The sequence below is a fragment of the Azospirillum sp. CT11-132 genome (assembly GCF_047302835.1).
Taxonomy (GTDB): Bacteria; Pseudomonadota; Alphaproteobacteria; order Azospirillales; family Azospirillaceae; genus Azospirillum.
The window spans coordinates 281,401-297,959 of sequence record NZ_JBGLZA010000003.1 but is presented as its reverse complement, the minus strand read 5'-3'; the positions used below and the strand labels follow the sequence as shown (position 1 = coordinate 297,959).

The following is a 16,559-nucleotide window of genomic DNA, read 5'->3' as shown; positions in this document are numbered from 1 at the left end:
GGCGGAGCAAAGCCCCGCCCTTCCTGAAAACCTGAAATCCGTTCCGATCAGCGTCCGCTGGTCTCGGCCAGTTGGGCGACGGAGTTGCCGGAACCGGGCTTGCGGCCGGGAGCGACGGTGCGGCGGCTGCCGGGCGAGGAGACCTCGGCGACCGTGACCGGGGCGGCATGCGCGCTGGCCGGCTTGCGCGACGGCAGCACGGCGACGTCCATGCGCTGCGGCTTCTGCGGCGTGTGCGAGGCGACGGCCGTGGTCGGCAGGCTCTGCGGCTTGCGGCCGGGAACCGAGACGCTGAGACCCTTCTGCGGGTGCAGCGACGCTTCCAGCATGCGCGGGCCGGTGGCCTTGCTGCGGCCACGCGGGCTGCTGGCGAAGCCCTGGTCCATGCCGCGGTCGCCGGCATCCAGCATCCGGCCGCTGCGCGGCGCCTCTTCGCCTTCCGGCATGATGAAGCCGTAAGCGGCATAGACGCGCAGGCCGAGCTGGTCGGTCGGCTCGTGCCAGACGCGGACGGAGGACCAGTCGTTGTTCCGGGACACATCGACCACCCGCATGCCGCGGCGCAGTCCGTCACCATCCAGCCAGCTGTGGTCGACCTCAATGGTGCGACGGTCGATCACCGCGCTGACCAGCGAGACGTGGCCGCGGCGCATGTGGCCGGTGCGCTTGAAGACGAGGACGGAGCCGACGGCGGGGCGGTGTTCGCGGTCATACTGGCCGGCGGCATGGTCCCACCAGGTCCAGGCGTCGCCGCGAATGGTGAAATCGGAGATGGAGCGGACCGTGCGCACGCAATCGCCGTCTTGTGCGGCAGCCGTCGACACGGTAAGGGGGCTGAGCGCGATCAAAGCCGCAAACGAAAGGCCGATGGCGGTTCCCCTCTGCCGCATGACTCCCCCAATCCCTCTGTTTTCCCCTTGGCAGAACGGGTAACACGGGTTCGCAGCTGTGTCTACACCGTTTGAATTATGTAACATTCAAAAGCCATCGACCGCCCTCCCCCCAACAGCGGAGTCCCTTGGGAATCCTCGTATGAACAATGCATCCCCGCCAGATTTCGTCCGCGACAACACGGCGCTGACGACCACCCCGCTGTTGCCGGAAATCCAGCTTCATCTTGCCACCGAGGTCACGCCACTCTGGCAGGCGACCGAGGAGACCTTGGCCGCCACGAATTTGCCACCGCCATACTGGGCTTTCGCTTGGCCGGGCGGACAAGCTGTGGCGCGGCTGTTGCTTGACCGGCCGGAGCTGGTGGCCGGCAAGTCCGTGCTCGATTTTGCCGCAGGCACCGGGTTGGTCGGCATCGCCGCGATGAAGGCCGGGGCGGCGCGGGTGCAGTCCTGCGACATCGACCGCTTCTCGCTAGCCGCCATCGCGCTGAACGCCGAGGCCAACGGGGTGCAGATCAAGCCGGTCAGCGCCGATCTGGTCGGCCGCCCCCTGCCGGGCATCGACGTGGTTCTGGCCGGCGACGTCTGCTACGAGCGGCCGATGGCGGAGCGCGTGACGGCATGGCTGCGCGAGGTCGCCGCCACCGGCACGCTGGTGCTGCTGGGCGACCCCGGCCGCGCCTATGCCCCCGCCGGCGGCATCGAGAAGGTGGCGACCTACACCGTCCCGACCTCGCTGGAGTTGGAAGACCGCGAGGCGCGGGAAACGACGATCTGGCGGTTGCTTCCTACCGAGTGAGTCGCGAGACGGCCAGCCGCAGGTCGGCCAGAAAGGTCGGCTGTTCCACCAGCTGGCCGCGCAGCAGATAGCTGGGGTGGAAGGTCGGCACCACCTCCACCCCGTCCAGCAGGCGGCAGGGCAGCACTTTGCCGCGCAGCTGCAGGATGCCGTTCTCCCCGGTCAGCGCCCAGGTCGGGGTGCGGCCCAGCGCGACGATCACCGACGGGCGGTAGTCGGCCAGGGTGGCGCGCAGATGTTCGATCTCGCCGGCGAACTCGGCCAGCAGCCGGTCCGACGTGCCGAAGGCGCCCCAGCTCTCGTCGATCTCCCGCCCCTCCTTGCGGGCGCGGGCGCGCGAGGAGAAGAAATGCCCGACCTTGTTGCCGGGCGGCTGGTAACGGAAGACGTTGGCGACGAGGCATTCCGCCCGCTCGATGCCGACGGCGGCCAGCGATTCGTCCAGCAGCTTGCCGCTGCGGCCGACGAAGGGGGTGCCTTGCCGCGCCTCCTCAGCCCCCGGCGCCTCGCCGACGATGGCGAGCCGCGGCCCGTCCACCGGTTTGGTCGGGTACTGGTAGTCGGCGAAGGGCATGTCGGTGCGCAGCTCTGTCATCGGATCGCTTCCCAAATTCCCGGCAATGGGTGCAGTCGAGGAACCGGGCTTGCCGAAGCATCGGCCCGACCCCAAGCTTGTAGGCGGTGAGGTTCTAGCCCAGACCGTCCAGCCTACCAACAAGGGAGAGATCGGGATGACACCGCAAGCACCGACGACGCAGGAACTGGCGGGCAAGACCTGCGAGCCCTGCCGCGGCGGAATACCGCCGATGGACCGGGCGATGGCCGCCTCCTATCTGGTGCAGGTGCCGGGATGGGACCTGAAGGAGAACCCGGACCGCATCGAACGCGATTTCAAGTTCCCCGACTTCGCCCAAGCCCAGGCCTTCGCCGTTCAGGTCGGCAACCTCTGCGAAGCGGAAGGCCATCACGCGGAGATCCGCTACGGCTGGGGCCACTGCTCGGTCGCCTTCTGGACCCATAAGATCAGGGGGCTGCACGAGAACGACTTCGTGATGGCGGCGAAGGTCAATGGGCTGGCCGATGCGCCCTATGTGCCGGCATCGGTGGGGACTCCGCCGCCGCCTTATGTGCAGGGGGCGTGAGGGAATGTTTCTGGATTGGTGAAGTTCGACCCCCACCTATCCTCCCCCGCTGGGCGGGGGAGGGACTGCCGCTGAACGCCGACAAAGGTCCAATCCCCTCCCCCGCCCAGCGGGGGAGGGTCAGGGTGGGGGCATCGTCAGCCGACACCTCCCCGCGCCCTACCCCCACAGTTCCGCGACCGGCGGCTGGACCACCGCGCCGTCATAGACCAGCCCCGGCTCGCGGTCGCGGGCCAGCAGCAGCGGGCCGTCCAGGTCGACGTAGCGCGCGCCCTGCCCCACCAGCATCGCCGGCGCCATGGCGAGCGAGGTCGCCACCATGCAGCCGACCATCACCTCGAAGCCCATGGCGTGGGCGGCGCGGGTCATCGCCAGCGCCTCGGTCAGGCCGCCGGTCTTGTCGAGCTTGACGTTCACCACCCGATAGAGCCCGCGCAGACGGTCGAGCGACTCCAGCCCATGGCAGGACTCGTCGGCGCCGAGCGGCACCGGGCAGTCGACTCCGCGCAACGCCTCGTCCTGGCCGGCGGGCAGCGGCTGTTCGATCATCTCCACGCCCAGCCCGGCGAGAACCGGGGCGAACTGGTGGAGCTGGTCCAGCGTCCAGCTCTCGTTGGCATCGACCACCAGCCGGGCGGACGGCGCGGCGGCGCGGACGGCGCGCACGCGGTCGAGGTCGCCCTCCCCTGTCAGCTTCATCTTCAGCAGTGGATGGCGCGGCGCCCGGTCGCGGGCGGCGGCGGCCATCGCGTCGGGTTCGTCGACGCTCAGCGTGTAGCAGGTGACCAGCGGCCCCGGCGGCTCGGCCAGCCCGGCAAGCTTCCAGGCCGGCACGCCGCTGCGCTTGGCCTCCAGGTCCCAGAGCGCGCAGTCCAGCGCATTGCGGGCGGCGCCCGGCGGCATCTGCCGGGCCAGCGAGTCGCGGTCGAGGCCGCCGGCCACCGCGTCGGCCATCGCCTCCAGCGCGGCGACGACCCCGTCGACGCTCTCGCCATAGCGGGCATAGGGCACGCATTCGCCACGGCCGCGGTGGGGACCGTCGGTCACCTCGGCCACCACCACCGCGGCTTCGGTCTTGGCCCCGCGCGAGATACGGAAGGCGCCGCGGATGGGAAAGGTCTCCCGACGGACGGTGAGCTGCTGGGCGGACATGATCGCGAACCCCGAAACGGAACAGGGCCGGGAGTGTATCCCGGCCCCGTTCCCGAAGGCGACAGTCAAGTCGGCGGGATCACCGGTCCTGAATGATGACTCCGTACCAACCGAGCCCCTTGTAGGTCTCGTAACCGGGGGTCAGGGCGTAGCCGACCAGCCGGTTCTTGTCGTCGATGTAGTGGCCCATGGTGGTGGCACTGCGGCGCAGCGGCACCGTCTCGGTCAGAAGGCCGCGGCCGTCGGACGAGGCGATCACCCGGTGGCGGGCGTCGAGCAGCAGGCAGCGCGACTTTTCCCGTTCCCCGGCTTCCAGCCGCACGCCCTCGACCACCGCGGCGGCCTGGGGCTCCCAGTCGAAGAAGATGCCGAGCACGCCGATGGCGTCGCCGTCCGCCTCGCCGTCGCGCCGGATCGCGGTGGCATATGTGGCGACGACGCGGTCATCCAGGCTGCGGTTGCGGGCGACGTCGCCGACGGTGAACTCGCCGCCATTGCGGGTGGCCAGCGCCTGCCGGAACCACGGCTCGTCCGACACATTGGCGCCGCGCGCGCCGGGATAGCGGTCCGGCCGGCCATTGGCGATGACGGTGCCGTTGCGGTCGGCGATCCACAGGTCGAGATAGACGGTGTAGGATTCCAGGATCACGCCCAGCCGGCGCGAGGCATGGCGGCGCGCCTCCTCCGTCGGGTCGGCGGCGCAATCGACCACCGCGCTGTCGGTTGCCCACCAGCGCACGTCGCAGGACCGCTCATACAGGTTGCGGTCGATGATCTCGATCATGTTGAGCGACAGGTCGGCCAGCCGCTTGCCGTGCATCTCCTGCACCATGGCGCTGCCGGTGGTGGTCAAATGGTCGACGCGGGCGACGATCTCCGACCGCAGCTCCTTGGTGATGCTGTTGACCTGGGTCGAGATCTCCGACACCTCGTTGGCGACGACGGCGAAGCCGCGCCCGGCATCGCCGGCCCGCGCCGCTTCGATCAAGGCGTTCATGGCCAGCATCTTGGTGCGCCGGGTGATGTCCTCGATCAAGGACACCTTCTTCGACGCAACATCCAGCACGCCCCGCGACAGCTCGAAAAGATCGGTGCCCGCCATGCTCATCGTCTTGTCCCCCGTCATGACCGTCCCTGCATTCTCCAAATCAAAAGCCGTGCCAACGGTCACCGGCGCCCCGTGAACGGCCCGCCCTCCCGGTTTCCGCGGCGCTTGGCCGCAGATGACAGGGAGCCATCCGGCATTTCGGGGGAGTTGTACGGTTAAGCTGCTGAAACAGCAGGCATGCTGGCGACGGGTTGCTCAACAGGTTGCGAACTTGCCATGGGCGCGGCGTCCATGTTGCGGACACGTAACACGGATTCTCCGCAAATTCGCAATAAAAATTCCTGTCTGAGCAGCAACACGCCAGATCAATTCCGCATTGCAAAATCCCATGCGCATGCTGTGCACATTCGCCGGGCAGTTGATGCGGAGCGCGTCACTGCACCACGGAAAATGCACCACGGAAAAGCCGTCAGGCCACGCGGTGCATTTCATCCAGGAACCGCTGGACCTCGCGGGTCAGGCGGTCGGCCTCGGCGGCCATGCGTTCGGACGCGGCGAACACCTCGTGCGCGGTGCCGCTGGTGCGGCCGGCGGCGTCGGTGACCTCGCGGATGTCGTCGGACACCGCGCGGGTGCCGGCGGCGGCCTGTTCCATGTTGACGACGATCTCGCGCACGGCGGAGCCCTGCTGCTCGATCCCGGCGCTGATGCCGGAAGCAATCTGGTTGATCGACTGGATGGTGCGGCCGATGCCGACGATGGCGCCCACCGCCTCCTCGGTCGAGGACTGGATGCCGGCGATCTGGGCGGCGATGTCGCCGGTGGCCTTGGCGGTCTGATCGGCCAGCCGCTTCACCTCCTGCGCCACGACGGCGAAGCCCTTCCCCGCCTCGCCGGCGCGGGCCGCCTCGATGGTGGCGTTCAGCGCCAGAAGATTGGTCTGGCTGGCGATGTCGTTGATGAGGGTGATGACGTCGCCCACCGTCCGCGCCGCGCCGGACAGGTTGCCGACCAGCGCGTTGGAGCGCTCGGCTTCGCCCGCCGCGTTTTCGGCGACCTGGGCGACCTCGCCGATCTGGCGCGCGATCTCGGCGATGGAGGCGGACAGTTCCTCCGTCGCGGCGGCGACGCTGCCGACATTGCTGCCGGTCTGGGCGGCGGAGGCCGCGACCGACGACGCCTTGCCGGTGGCCTGGGTCGCGTCCGTCTCCATGGTGCGGGCGGAGACCTCCAGCTGGTGGGCGGTGTCGGCCACCTCGCTGCACACGCTCTGGATCTGGCCTTCGAAGCGCTGGGTCACGCCGGCGAAGCCCGCCACCTTCTGCGAAATGCTTTCCGTCGCCGCGTTGATGGTGCGGCTGGCGTGCAGGAAGCCGCCCTGCATGCCGCGCAGGACGATCCGGCGGAAATATTTGTGCTCCGACACCGCATGCATGGACGCGGTCGCCTCGCGCACGAAGGCGTCGGTGCGGTCGATGGCGTCGTTGGTGGCGTGCATCAGTTCGCCCAGCGCCCCGCCCTCGCGGATGCCGATCACCCGCGCCTCGAAATCGCCGGCGGAGACCGCACGGTTCACCCGGGTCAGCTGGTCCACCACCGCACAGGCGCGGCGCAGGAACAGCAGCGCCCCGCCGATCGCCGCCAACCCGGCCACGGCCAGCCCGGCGCGCAGGGCGATGCCGCCGATCCCCAGCAGGTCGACCGTCAGCAACGCCGCCAGCGCCACCCCGCCCAGCATCGCCAAGCCGCCGGCCCGCGTCAGCGAGGACGCCATGGGGGAGGACGCCTTCGGAGAGGACGACTTAGAGGGAGAAGACGAATTCGTCATACCCGATCCCCTTCTCCGCCAGCAGGGCGAGGACGGCGGCGAAGCCTGCCTCCATCCCCTTCTTGCGGTCGGCATGGCTGTTCTCGATGTCCAGAAGCTGGCGGTAGAGCGGGATCACCTTGTCCAGCGCCGACCGTTCCGGCACCCGGCGGGAGGAGTGATAGCCGATCACCCGCCCTTCGGCGTCGAAGCTGGGCGTGACATGGGCGAAGACCCAGTAATGGTCGCCGTTGCGGGCACGGTTGACCACATAGGCGAAGATTTCCTTCCCCGCCGCCAGCGTGTCCCACAGCAGCTTGAAGACGCAGCGCGGCATGTCGGGATGGCGGACGATGGAATGGGGGGCGCCCATCAGGTCGGCCTCCTCATAGCCGGCGACCTGCTGGAACACCCGATTCGCGTAGGTGATGCGCCCCTTCAGATCGGTCTTGGAAACGATGACTTCATCCGGGTCGAAGAAGCGTTCCACCCCCGTCAGGGGGACGTCGCGTCGTGCCATGTGCCTTCCGGTCCCCCGCTTCCCAGACCTGCCCAGACCCGTGCGGTCCTGCCTGCGCTACTTCCCGGCGAGAATCGAGCGGCAGGAACGGATTATTTCCGGATCGACATGCCACGCGATGCCCCGCACCGCGGGAGCTGTAACGAAAAGCACTTTAATGTGACGGAAGCTATCAGGAAAGACCCTACCCATTGCGGTGCCGAAATATTTGGGTATCCATCATCCAGTCGGATGAAATCCGCCTACTCCGGCGGATAGGGAATGGTCAGCAGCCGGCCGGCCGGCGGGTTGTCCACCGTGACCACCGTGCCGTCGGGCCAGCGCACCTCGACCTGCTCCACCTCATGCAGCGCGCCCAGCCCGAAATGCGCCACCGGCTCGCCCTGGCAGAGATAGCCTGACCCGGCATTGACGATCCGGCGCTGCCGGCGCCCGCCCGCGGTCAGGCTGACGACGGCGCCGCGGGCCGGCGCACCGTAGGGGGTCAGCGGCTGCACACGCAGCCAGCCATTGTGCGAGGCGGCCGGACGGTAGATGGACAGCGGCTGCGCCACGGCATCCGGTCCGTCATGGGCGGCGCCATGCGCCAGCACCAGCTCCAGCCGGCCGTCGCCGTCGATGTCGGCCGCGACCGCGCCGGTGCCCAGCCCCTTCGGCTCCGCCGCGTCGCCCAACTCCAGCTCCTGCCACTGGTCGTTGCGCCAGCCGAACAGGCGGTTGGGCTCGCCGTGGGCGTGGAAGAACAGCTCCTCATAGCCGTCATTGTCGAAATCGGCGGCGACGACGGTGAAGATGCGGCCGGGCATCGACAGGTCGGCGTCGGCCGATTCGATGAAGGCGCCGCCCATGCGCTGGTGGAACAGGCGCTGCGCCCCGTCCCAGGTGCCGACCACCAGATCGAACAGCCCGTCGCCGTCGACATCCAGCGCCGCGACCGCGCGTCCGGACGGGCGCGAATCGGCGATGCCGCGCTCCTCGGCGATCTCCTCGAAATTGCCGTCGCCCAGGTTGCGGAACAGCTGGTTGGGACCGCCGTCGTTGACCGTCACCACATCCATATGGTCGGAGACGATCGGCAGGGTGACGACGCCGCGCGCCGCCCCGATGGAGTCCAGACCGGCCTCCTCCGCCCCATCCTCCAGCCGGCCGCGCCGGGTCAGCTCATAGAGGCGCAGCGGTCCGCCGTCGGTCGCCACCAGAAAGCCGTAGCGGCCATGGCCCCAGCGGTCGAGCGCCGCCACCGCGCCGGCGGCGGTGTGGTTGGCCGCCCCGGCATTCTCCGCCTGGGCGAACAGGTCGAGCCAATGCTTGCCGAAACAGGCGAAGAGCCGATCGGCCATGTCCTTGGCACCGGTGACCCGGTCGCAATTGACGACGTAAAGCTCCTCCCGCCCGTCGCCGTCGATGTCGGCGGCAGCCAGCCCCATGGCGGGACTGGAGGGATCGGCGATCAGCGGGGTGGCGATATCGACCAGACGGCCATCGACCCATTTCAGGACAAGGTTGGCGGTGCGGTAGCCGGCCACGACCAGCTCGAAGGCGCCGTCGCCGTCGATGTCCGTGACCGCAATCCCGTTCGACGGCCGCGGCGGGTTCTCGGCGAGCAGCGACGAGCAATCGAGGAACATATGCACCCTCTTGTCCCGTGGTCGGTCCACCCTCGCCGCCCTCAACAGGCCTTTGGAGCCATTGGGCTTTCGAGCGGTGTATCCCTGTTGATACCCCGTCCCCGCCCGGCCGTAAACCCGGACGGAGGATCAGGGACGGCCTATGCCCGATGCCGCAGCCCGGATCCAGGCCGGGCGGCCGTTTCCCTTGAAAGCGAAATCCCCCCGGCGCGGTGACGCCGGAGGGATTTCGCCAGAAGGATTTCGAATGGTCGAACGACGGGGTCGTTCAGAGCCGCTTCTTCGCGCCGGCATTGCCGGCGGCACGCTTGGCCGCCGCATCGTCGTTGCCGGCCGGCTTTTCCGCCGACTTGGCGGCCGCCGCGGCCTTGGCCTGCTCGCGGGCCGGCAGTTCGATGTTGACTTCCAGCGTCGAGCAGTCGCCGCCGCGGTCGAGCTTCACCTCGACCTTGTTCTCGTCGATGTTGACGTATTTGGCGATGACCGCCAGCAGCTCCTGCTGGAGCATCGGCAGATAGTCGGGTCCGCTGCGCCCGGCGCGCTCGTGCGCCATGACGATCTGCAGACGCTCCTTGGCCTGGACGGCCGACGCGCGCGGGGCCGCGCGGAAGAAGTTGAAAATGCTCATGCGCTCCTCCGCAGGAGCCGGCTGAACAGGCCCTTCTTCTGGGGGGTGACGAAGCGGTGCTCGATGTCCTCGCCCAGGAAGCGGCCGACCGCGTCCGAATAGGCCAGTCCGGCGTTGGAGACCTCGTCCAGGATCACCGGCATGCCGACGTTGGAGGCGCGCAGCACCGCCTGGCTTTCCGGAATGACGCCGAGCAGCGGGATCGCCAGGATCTCCAGCACGTCGTCGACCTTCAGCATCTCGCCCCGCTCGACACGCTCCGGGTCGTAGCGGGTCAGCAGCAGCTGCTGCGTCACCGGCTCCAGCCCCTGCTCCGCCCGGCGGGACCGCGAGTTCAGCACGCCCAGGATGCGGTCGCTGTCGCGCACCGACGAGACTTCCGGGTTGGTGACGATGATCGCGTGGTCGGCGAAATAGAGCGACATCAGGGCGCCGCGCTCGATGCCGGCCGGGCTGTCGCACAGGATGTAGTCGAATTCCTTCGACAGCTCGTTCAGCACCTTCTCCACCCCCTCGCGGGTCAGCGCGTCCTTGTCGCGCGTCTGCGAGGTCGGGAGGATGTACAGGTTCTCGATCCGCTTGTCCTTGATCAGCGCTTGGTTCAGCTTCGCTTCGCCATTGATGACGTTGATGAAGTCGAAGACCACCCGGCGCTCGCAACCCATCACCAGGTCAAGGTTGCGCAGGCCAACGTCGAAATCGATGACGACCGTCTTGAAGCCGCGAAGCGCCAGCCCGGTCGCAAAGGCCGCGGACGAGGTCGTCTTGCCGACACCGCCCTTGCCGGAGGTCATGACGATGATCTTGCTCAACGGAGCCTCTCCCATAATCCCAAAGTTGCCGTCACCGATACCAAACACCGTCCGAAGATTGCCGCCTTCGGACAAGATTCCGTCGCTTCAACTCTCAGGCGGTCTTCAGCAGGTCCATGCTGAGGACGCCGTCGCGCAGGAAAACCTGCACGGCTTTCTTATAAAAGTCACTGCCGATGTCTTCGCTGACGCGATAATTGCCTGCGACCGATAGCACCTCCGCCTCCAGGCTGTGGCAGAAGATGCGGGCGTTGCTGTCGCCGGAGAAGCCGGCCAGCGCCCGGCCGCGCAGCGCGCCGTAGACATGGATGTTTCCGTCGGCCAGCAGCTCCGCCCCCGGAGAGACGGAGCTGGTGACGATCAGGTCGGTCTTCTCGGCATAGACCCGCATACCGGAGCGCACCGGCTCGGTCACCACCACGGTCGGGCGATGAACGACCTCGATCAGCACCTGCGGCGCCGGAATCGGGGTCTGCTGATCCTGCTGCCGCGGGTCGGGGGCCTTCACCACCTCTTCCAGCTTGGCGGCGCGGCCAGACGGCATCGGCGTCAGCCCGACCGTCATCGCCGCCTCGCGCACCGGCTGCGGCCCGCCCTGAAAGCCGACCGGCAGCAGTTGCAGCGCCTGCACCTGGGCCACGAAGGCGCCAAGATCGAAGACGATGCTCTCCGGCAGGTCATCGAAATCCAGCACGACCGGCGCGTTGCGGAAGAAGTTGGGTGCCTGCCGCACCTTGACGTTCAGCTGGGTGAAGAAATCCGGCGATGTCGGGGCGAAAACCTTCAGCACCATCATGGTGAAGGAGTTGCCCCGCAACTGGAACGGCGCATCCCGTTCGGCGACCTGACTGGCGCTGCTCACCGTAGCCTTCCCGTTCGTTCCTGCCGCCCCGTGCCGTGCTTCCGGTTCACTCATGCGCCCGGAACCGCCCCGGAACTGCCGTTGCGCAGCCCCGGCATCGAGCCAGCCAATCAGCGCCTTCTAGCCGTCCACACCGGTCGGATTCAAGAGTTTCCCCGTCCGCCGGGGTGACAATCGAAAGCCGCGCCGCCGCCTGCCGCCCTCGAGCGAACGCCAGGCAAACACCAACCCTCCCCGGCCACCGCCGGATGCGGCGACCTGAGATCGCAGCCCGCCACCGCGGTGGACAGGCCAGGGTTGCAACATGACTTTCGATTTCCCCCGTGACCGACCATAGTAATGAAAGCCCGCGACAGCGGCAAAGCCTTTCGGCCGCCTCCGCCGGAAGGCTATCCCGCGGCCGGTCCGGCTCGGCGGAAAGGGTTACCAAGCCCGCTCTGGCGGCTTTCCTGCGGCACCCACACCACATCTGGTATGAATATTTTGCGTCGGCCGCAATTTTGCCTGACGCCGCGCGTTATGACCGGTACAGTCAGGTTGCGTGGCTTTCAACGACGACGAGGTTCTCTTGCACCTTGTTTCGCCCATAGAGCACCTCCCCCGTCGGCCCGCACCGGCATGTACGGACCCGGCACGGCAACCGGCCGCAGTGCCCGGCGAAGCACTCATCACCGCGCATCCATGCGACCGATCGAGCCTCCCCCCTGCGGGAGGCTTTTTTGTGCCCAAATCCGGCGCCACCCCCACCATTCGAGGAGATGCGACATGGCCAAGCGTTCGAGCAAAGGCATCGCCGCGGCGGGCGACTCCACCGTCCACCCGCTTTTCCCCGGTATGAACGCCCCCGCCGCTTTCGGCTGGGATCCGCTCGGTGGGAGCGAGGATCGCCGGGACCAGAGCTATCTCCGCAAGGTGAAGCCGCAGAACCCCAACCAGAAGCTTCTGATGGACGCCATCAAGACTCACAATCTGGTGGTGGCGCTTGGGCCGGCCGGCACCGGCAAGACCTACATCGCCATCTCGTCGGCGGTGGAGGCGCTGGAATCGGGCAGCGTCGACCGCATCGTCCTGTCCCGCCCGGCCATCGAAGCGGGCGAGAGCATCGGTTACCTTCCCGGCGACATGCATGAGAAGATGGCGCCCTTCCTGCGCCCGCTCTACGACGCGCTGACCGACCGGCTGGGATCCAAGCGGCTGCGCACCATGATGGCCGACGGCACCATCGAGATCGCCCCGGTCGGCTTCATGCGCGGCCGCACCCTGAACAACGCCTTCGTGGTGATCGACGAGGCGCAGAACTGCACCTATGCCCAGATCAAGATGCTGCTGACCCGGCTGGGCTGGCATTCCACCATGGTGCTGACCGGCGATCCCGACCAGACCGACCTGCTGGACAACCTGTCGGGCTTGGCCGACATCGCCCGCCGGCTGGAGGCGGTGGAGGGAATCGCCGTCGCCCGTCTGACGGAGAAGGACATCGTCCGCCACCCGCTGGTCGCCAGCATGCTGACGGTACTCTGACGGCGCTTCGTCTCCCCGTGGTTGTGCGGGAGGCGCGTCGGCAGCGCCTCCCGCAGAATGCGACCGCCCCTTTCGCGAGGCACACCCAATTATGGTTGCAATTATGACATTCAGTTGAACGTAACGTAAGACACGCAAACAATTCCGCTTGACGACCCGCTCCGATACGGCAAAAGTCCACAAAATTTTAGGGACATCGCCGTCTCGTTGCCGGAGGGGGTTGCCGCCGTGACCGTTGCCTTGTTCGAACGCATCAGCATCAAGGGCAAGATCGCACTGATCCTGGCCGCGGCCTGCCTTGGGCTGATCCTGGTGGCCGTGGTCAGCCTGATCGGCCTGCGTGCGGAGATGATGGCCGACCGCCAGGACAAGACCCGCAACGTCGTCGAGGTCGCCCACAGCCTGATCGCCCATTTCGAGGCGCAGGAGCGCGCCGGCACCCTCCCCCGCGCCGAGGCGCAGGACAAGGCCAAGACCGCACTGAAGGCCCTGCGCCACGATGGCGACGAGTATTTCTTCATCACCGACCTCGCCCCGCGCATGATCATGCATCCGATCAAGCCGGAGCTGGACGGAACCGACGTGTCGCGCAACGCCGATCCCAACGGCAAGCTGCTGTTCCAGGAGTTCGTCCGGGTGGTGAAGGCCGACGGCGCCGGCTTCGTCGACTATCTCTGGCCCAAGCCGGGATCGGCGCAGCCGGTGGCGAAGCTGTCCTATGTCAAGGGCTTCGCCCCCTGGGGCTGGCTGATCGGGTCGGGCATCTACATCGACGACGTCGACGTCGCCTTCCGCAAGGCGGCGATGCGGCTGGCGGGCACCGGGCTGCTGATTGCGCTTGCCGCCGTGCTGCTTGCCCTGCTGGTCAGCCGCGCCATCGTCCGGCCACTGGACGGGCTGGGCCGCGTCATGCAGGATCTGGCCGGCGGCAACAGCGCGGTGGCCGTGCCCGGCCTGGACCGCGGCGACGAGATCGGCGCGATGGCCCGCACGGTGGATATCTTCCGCGTCCAGCAGATCGACCTCGCCCGCCATTGGGACCGGCAGAAGATCGAGCATCGGGTGACCGAACAGCGCGCCCAGGCGCTGAAACGGCTGACCGACCGCTTCGACGCCACCATCGCCGAGACGATCCGCACCGTCGGCAGCGCCGTCGGCACGCTGGAGACCACCGCCCGCGCACTGTCCGCCACCGCCGACCGCAACCGGCGCGAGGCGACCTCCGTCGCCAGCGCCTCGCAGCAGGCCTCCAGCAGCGTGCAGACCGTCGCTTCGGCGGCGGAGCAGTTGACCGGCTCCATCGCCGTGATCGGCGAGCAGGTGGTGACCTCCTCGGCCATCTCCACCCAGGCGGTGGAGGCGTCGCAGAAGGCGGGCGAGCGGATCGACGGGCTGGGCCAGGCCGCCCAGAAGATCGGCGAGGTGGCCGACCTGATCGCCGGCATCGCCGGGCAGACCAACCTGCTGGCGCTGAACGCCACCATCGAGGCGGCGCGCGCCGGCGAGATGGGCAAGGGCTTCGCCGTGGTCGCCGGCGAGGTGAAGACGCTGGCCAACCAGACCGCCAAGGCCACCGAGGAGATCGCCCGCCATATCGCCGACGTGCAGGAGGCGACGCGTGCCGCCGTTGCCGCCATCCGCGAGATCGGCACCATCGTCGCCCGCAGCGACGAGATCGGCACCTCGATCGCCACCGCCGTCCAGCAGCAGGGCGCCGCCACCGGCGAGATCGCCCGCAGCGCCGGCGAGGCGGCGGAGGGCACGCGGCAGGTCTCCACCAGCATCGACGCGGTGTCCGGCGCGGCCCTGGAGACCGAACGGTCGGCCGACGCCCTGCTGGAAGCCGCCGGCGGTCTGTCGCGGCAGGCACAGGGGCTGCGTGGCATGGTCGATGCCTTCCTGGTCAATGTCGGGGCGATCAACTCCGCGCCGCTCACCGCCCTGCATGATGCGCCGTCGGAAGGGTCGGAGCTGTTCATGCCCTGGACCGACGGCCTTGCGGTGGGTGAGGAGGTGATCGACACCGACCACATGATTCTGATCGCCCTGATGAACGAGGCGGCCTCTCTCGCCCAGCAGGCCAAGGCCGGGCCGAAGGGACGGGAGGGCGGCAACCGCCGGGCATTGGGCGAGGCCGTCGGCCGGCTGCTGGCCTACACCGCCCTGCATTTCGAGCAGGAGGAGCGGCTGATGGACCAGTGCGGCTACCCCGACATCACCGCCCACAAGGCTCAGCACGAGGCTCTGCGCACCCGTGCCGGCGAATTGCGCCGCCGTCTGGACGCCGGCGACTCCGTGGCGGACGAACTGCTGGCACTGCTGCGCGAATGGCTGTTCGAGCATATCCAGCGCGCCGACAAGCGGATCGGCGAGCATCTGGCGGCAACGGGCCGCAACATCGAGGCGAAGGCGGCCTGACCGGAGCATCGGCCAGGCGATGGCGCCGCACCCCCTTGACCTCGGCTGCGGACGGCCCCATTCCTGACGGACCATGAAGACACGAATCCTGCGCATCGCCGCCGCCTCCGTCCTCGCCATCGCCGTGTCCGCCGGGATCGCCTGGTGGCAGGTGCGCAACGCCGCCACCACGGTGGAAAGCGGAACGAAGTCCGCCGTGCCGATCGGCGGTCCCTTCACGCTGACCGATCACACCGGCAAGTCGGTCACCGACGCCGATTTCCGCGGCAAGTATATGCTGATCTATTTCGGCTATACCTATTGCCCGGATGTCTGCCCGACCGAACTTGGGGTGATGACCCAGGCGCTCGACCGGCTGGGGCCGAAATCGGAGCAGGTCCAGCCGATTTTCATCACGATCGACCCGGACCGCGACACTGTGGCGCACATGAAGGACTATGTGGGCCTGTTCCACCCCCGGCTGGTCGGCCTGACCGGCACGCCGGAGCAGGTGCGGGAGGCGGCGCGCGCCTATCGCGTCTATTATGCCAAAGCACCGCAAAAGGATGGAAAAGCCGACGACTACCTTATGGATCACTCCAGCTTTATTTACCTGATGGGGCCGGACGGGACGTTCGTCGGGGTGTATCCCGGCGGCACCACTGCCGACAAGATCGTGCAGGATCTGTCATCCCGCATCGCGGGCTGAATCAAGCGGACCGGGGGCGGACCGGCCCCGGACCGGGTGAAAAGCGGCGAAAAAACCCTGAAAAGCGGTCATACCACCGGGTTTTTTCGCATGCTGGAGCGGGACATCGCGCCGCACCGCGGCAGAATCCGCGAGTTTTCGGCCCTTTTCCTTATCTTTCAAAGACTTACACCACAGGTTTTGCGACTTGACAGGGTAACGCCCCGCCCGTATGGTCTCGCCGCTTTCGCATGGCTGCGAGCCAAGAGTGATTGAGAGGCGGAATGAACAACAAATCGCCCCCCGATCCCTTGGATGACCTCGAAGCCCGGTTGCGTAAGGCGCGTGAGGGACAACGCGGCTGGTCGGGCGGACCCGGTAGCAAATACCACCGTCCGCCGCAGGGCGCTCTCGCTACCGCCTGGCGCATCGGGACTGAACTGGTTGCGGCCATGATCGTCGGCGTCGGCGGCGGGCTTCTGCTCGATCGCTGGCTCGGCACCGCGCCCTGGGGACTGATCGTCATGTTCTTCCTGGGAGCCGCGGCGGGAGTCCTGAACGTCTACCGGGCCGTCACCGGCTTCGGCATCGCCGCCGGCTACCGCCGGCCCACTGGGGACGACAACGAGCGCCAAGACGGCGACGCACACTGAGCGAGGACG

At 67.9% G+C, this 16,559-nt stretch carries 15 protein-coding genes and 1 pseudogene; 6 read left to right on the top strand and 10 right to left on the bottom strand.

Annotated features, from left to right (window positions below; all coding sequences use genetic code 11):
* Positions 1-47 precede the first annotated feature (47 nt).
* Positions 48-890: a CHAP domain-containing protein gene (locus ACCD06_RS07165; protein WP_413339749.1), complete on the bottom strand. Its 843-nt coding sequence runs from the start codon at positions 888-890 to the stop codon at positions 48-50.
* Between the two features lie 142 nt (positions 891-1,032).
* Here ACCD06_RS07165 and ACCD06_RS07160 point away from each other — a divergent pair, with 142 nt between their 5' ends.
* The gene (locus tag ACCD06_RS07160) at positions 1,033-1,692 is read left to right on the top strand and encodes a class I SAM-dependent methyltransferase (RefSeq protein WP_413339747.1); all 660 of its coding nucleotides are present in this window, start codon (positions 1,033-1,035) and stop codon (positions 1,690-1,692) included.
* Here the strand turns inward: ACCD06_RS07160 and ACCD06_RS07155 are convergent.
* Entirely contained in the window at positions 1,682-2,287 is a 606-nt protein-coding gene (locus tag ACCD06_RS07155; protein WP_136705285.1) for a uracil-DNA glycosylase, read from the bottom strand. The two genes, ACCD06_RS07160 and ACCD06_RS07155, sit on opposite strands and share 11 nt — an antisense overlap.
* A gap of 136 nt (positions 2,288-2,423) precedes the next feature.
* Here ACCD06_RS07155 and ACCD06_RS07150 point away from each other — a divergent pair, with 136 nt between their 5' ends.
* Positions 2,424-2,834 carry a 4a-hydroxytetrahydrobiopterin dehydratase gene (locus tag ACCD06_RS07150; protein ID WP_109156024.1) on the top strand — a complete coding sequence of 137 codons (411 nt, stop codon included), beginning with the start codon at positions 2,424-2,426 and terminating at the stop codon, positions 2,832-2,834.
* Between the two features lie 159 nt (positions 2,835-2,993).
* On the opposite strand, the gene dgcA is transcribed toward ACCD06_RS07150, so the two are convergent.
* The 8 genes and pseudogenes from dgcA to minC form a co-directional block, all read right to left on the bottom strand.
* Positions 2,994-3,986 (bottom strand): N-acetyl-D-Glu racemase DgcA, encoded by a 993-nt coding sequence (gene dgcA, locus ACCD06_RS07145; protein ID WP_413339744.1) that lies wholly within the window; start codon positions 3,984-3,986, stop codon positions 2,994-2,996.
* A 79-nt stretch (positions 3,987-4,065) separates the two neighbouring features.
* Positions 4,066-5,112 carry a methyl-accepting chemotaxis protein gene (locus ACCD06_RS07140; RefSeq protein ID WP_109156026.1) on the bottom strand — a complete coding sequence of 349 codons (1,047 nt, stop codon included), beginning with the start codon at positions 5,110-5,112 and terminating at the stop codon, positions 4,066-4,068.
* 391 nt (positions 5,113-5,503) lie between these two features.
* Complete coding sequence (locus tag ACCD06_RS07135; protein ID WP_305764678.1) at positions 5,504-6,808, bottom strand: methyl-accepting chemotaxis protein; 1,305 nt, start codon at positions 6,806-6,808, stop codon at positions 5,504-5,506.
* Between the two features lie 28 nt (positions 6,809-6,836).
* The gene (locus ACCD06_RS07130; protein WP_109156028.1) at positions 6,837-7,361 is read right to left on the bottom strand and encodes a PAS domain-containing protein; all 525 of its coding nucleotides are present in this window, start codon (positions 7,359-7,361) and stop codon (positions 6,837-6,839) included.
* Positions 7,362-7,603: 242 nt separating this feature from the next.
* Complete coding sequence (locus ACCD06_RS07125) at positions 7,604-8,989, bottom strand: CRTAC1 family protein (RefSeq protein WP_413339741.1); 1,386 nt, start codon at positions 8,987-8,989, stop codon at positions 7,604-7,606.
* Between the two features lie 379 nt (positions 8,990-9,368).
* A pseudogene (minE, locus tag ACCD06_RS07120) lies at positions 9,369-9,617 on the bottom strand (cell division topological specificity factor MinE); the annotation flags it as partial.
* Positions 9,614-10,429 (bottom strand): septum site-determining protein MinD, encoded by an 816-nt coding sequence (gene minD / locus ACCD06_RS07115; protein ID WP_085088446.1) that lies wholly within the window; start codon positions 10,427-10,429, stop codon positions 9,614-9,616. The gene minD and the pseudogene minE, both read right to left, overlap by 4 nt.
* Before the next feature lie 94 nt (positions 10,430-10,523).
* Entirely contained in the window at positions 10,524-11,291 is a 768-nt protein-coding gene (gene minC, locus ACCD06_RS07110; RefSeq protein WP_136705279.1) for a septum site-determining protein MinC, read from the bottom strand.
* Between the two features lie 765 nt (positions 11,292-12,056).
* Between minC and ACCD06_RS07105 the strand changes: the two genes are divergently transcribed.
* The 4 genes from ACCD06_RS07105 to ACCD06_RS07090 all read left to right on the top strand — a co-directional run bounded on the left by ACCD06_RS07105 (position 12,057) and on the right by ACCD06_RS07090 (position 16,550).
* Positions 12,057-12,812, top strand: coding sequence for a PhoH family protein (locus ACCD06_RS07105; protein WP_109154068.1), 756 nt, complete (start codon positions 12,057-12,059; stop codon positions 12,810-12,812).
* 228 nt (positions 12,813-13,040) lie between these two features.
* Positions 13,041-15,230 (top strand): bacteriohemerythrin, encoded by a 2,190-nt coding sequence (locus ACCD06_RS07100; RefSeq protein WP_413339738.1) that lies wholly within the window; start codon positions 13,041-13,043, stop codon positions 15,228-15,230.
* A gap of 73 nt (positions 15,231-15,303) precedes the next feature.
* Positions 15,304-15,918, top strand: coding sequence for an SCO family protein (locus tag ACCD06_RS07095; protein WP_413339736.1), 615 nt, complete (start codon positions 15,304-15,306; stop codon positions 15,916-15,918).
* 263 nt (positions 15,919-16,181) lie between these two features.
* Positions 16,182-16,550, top strand: coding sequence for an AtpZ/AtpI family protein (locus ACCD06_RS07090; protein WP_109154071.1), 369 nt, complete (start codon positions 16,182-16,184; stop codon positions 16,548-16,550).
* The last annotated feature ends 9 nt before the right edge of the window (positions 16,551-16,559 follow it).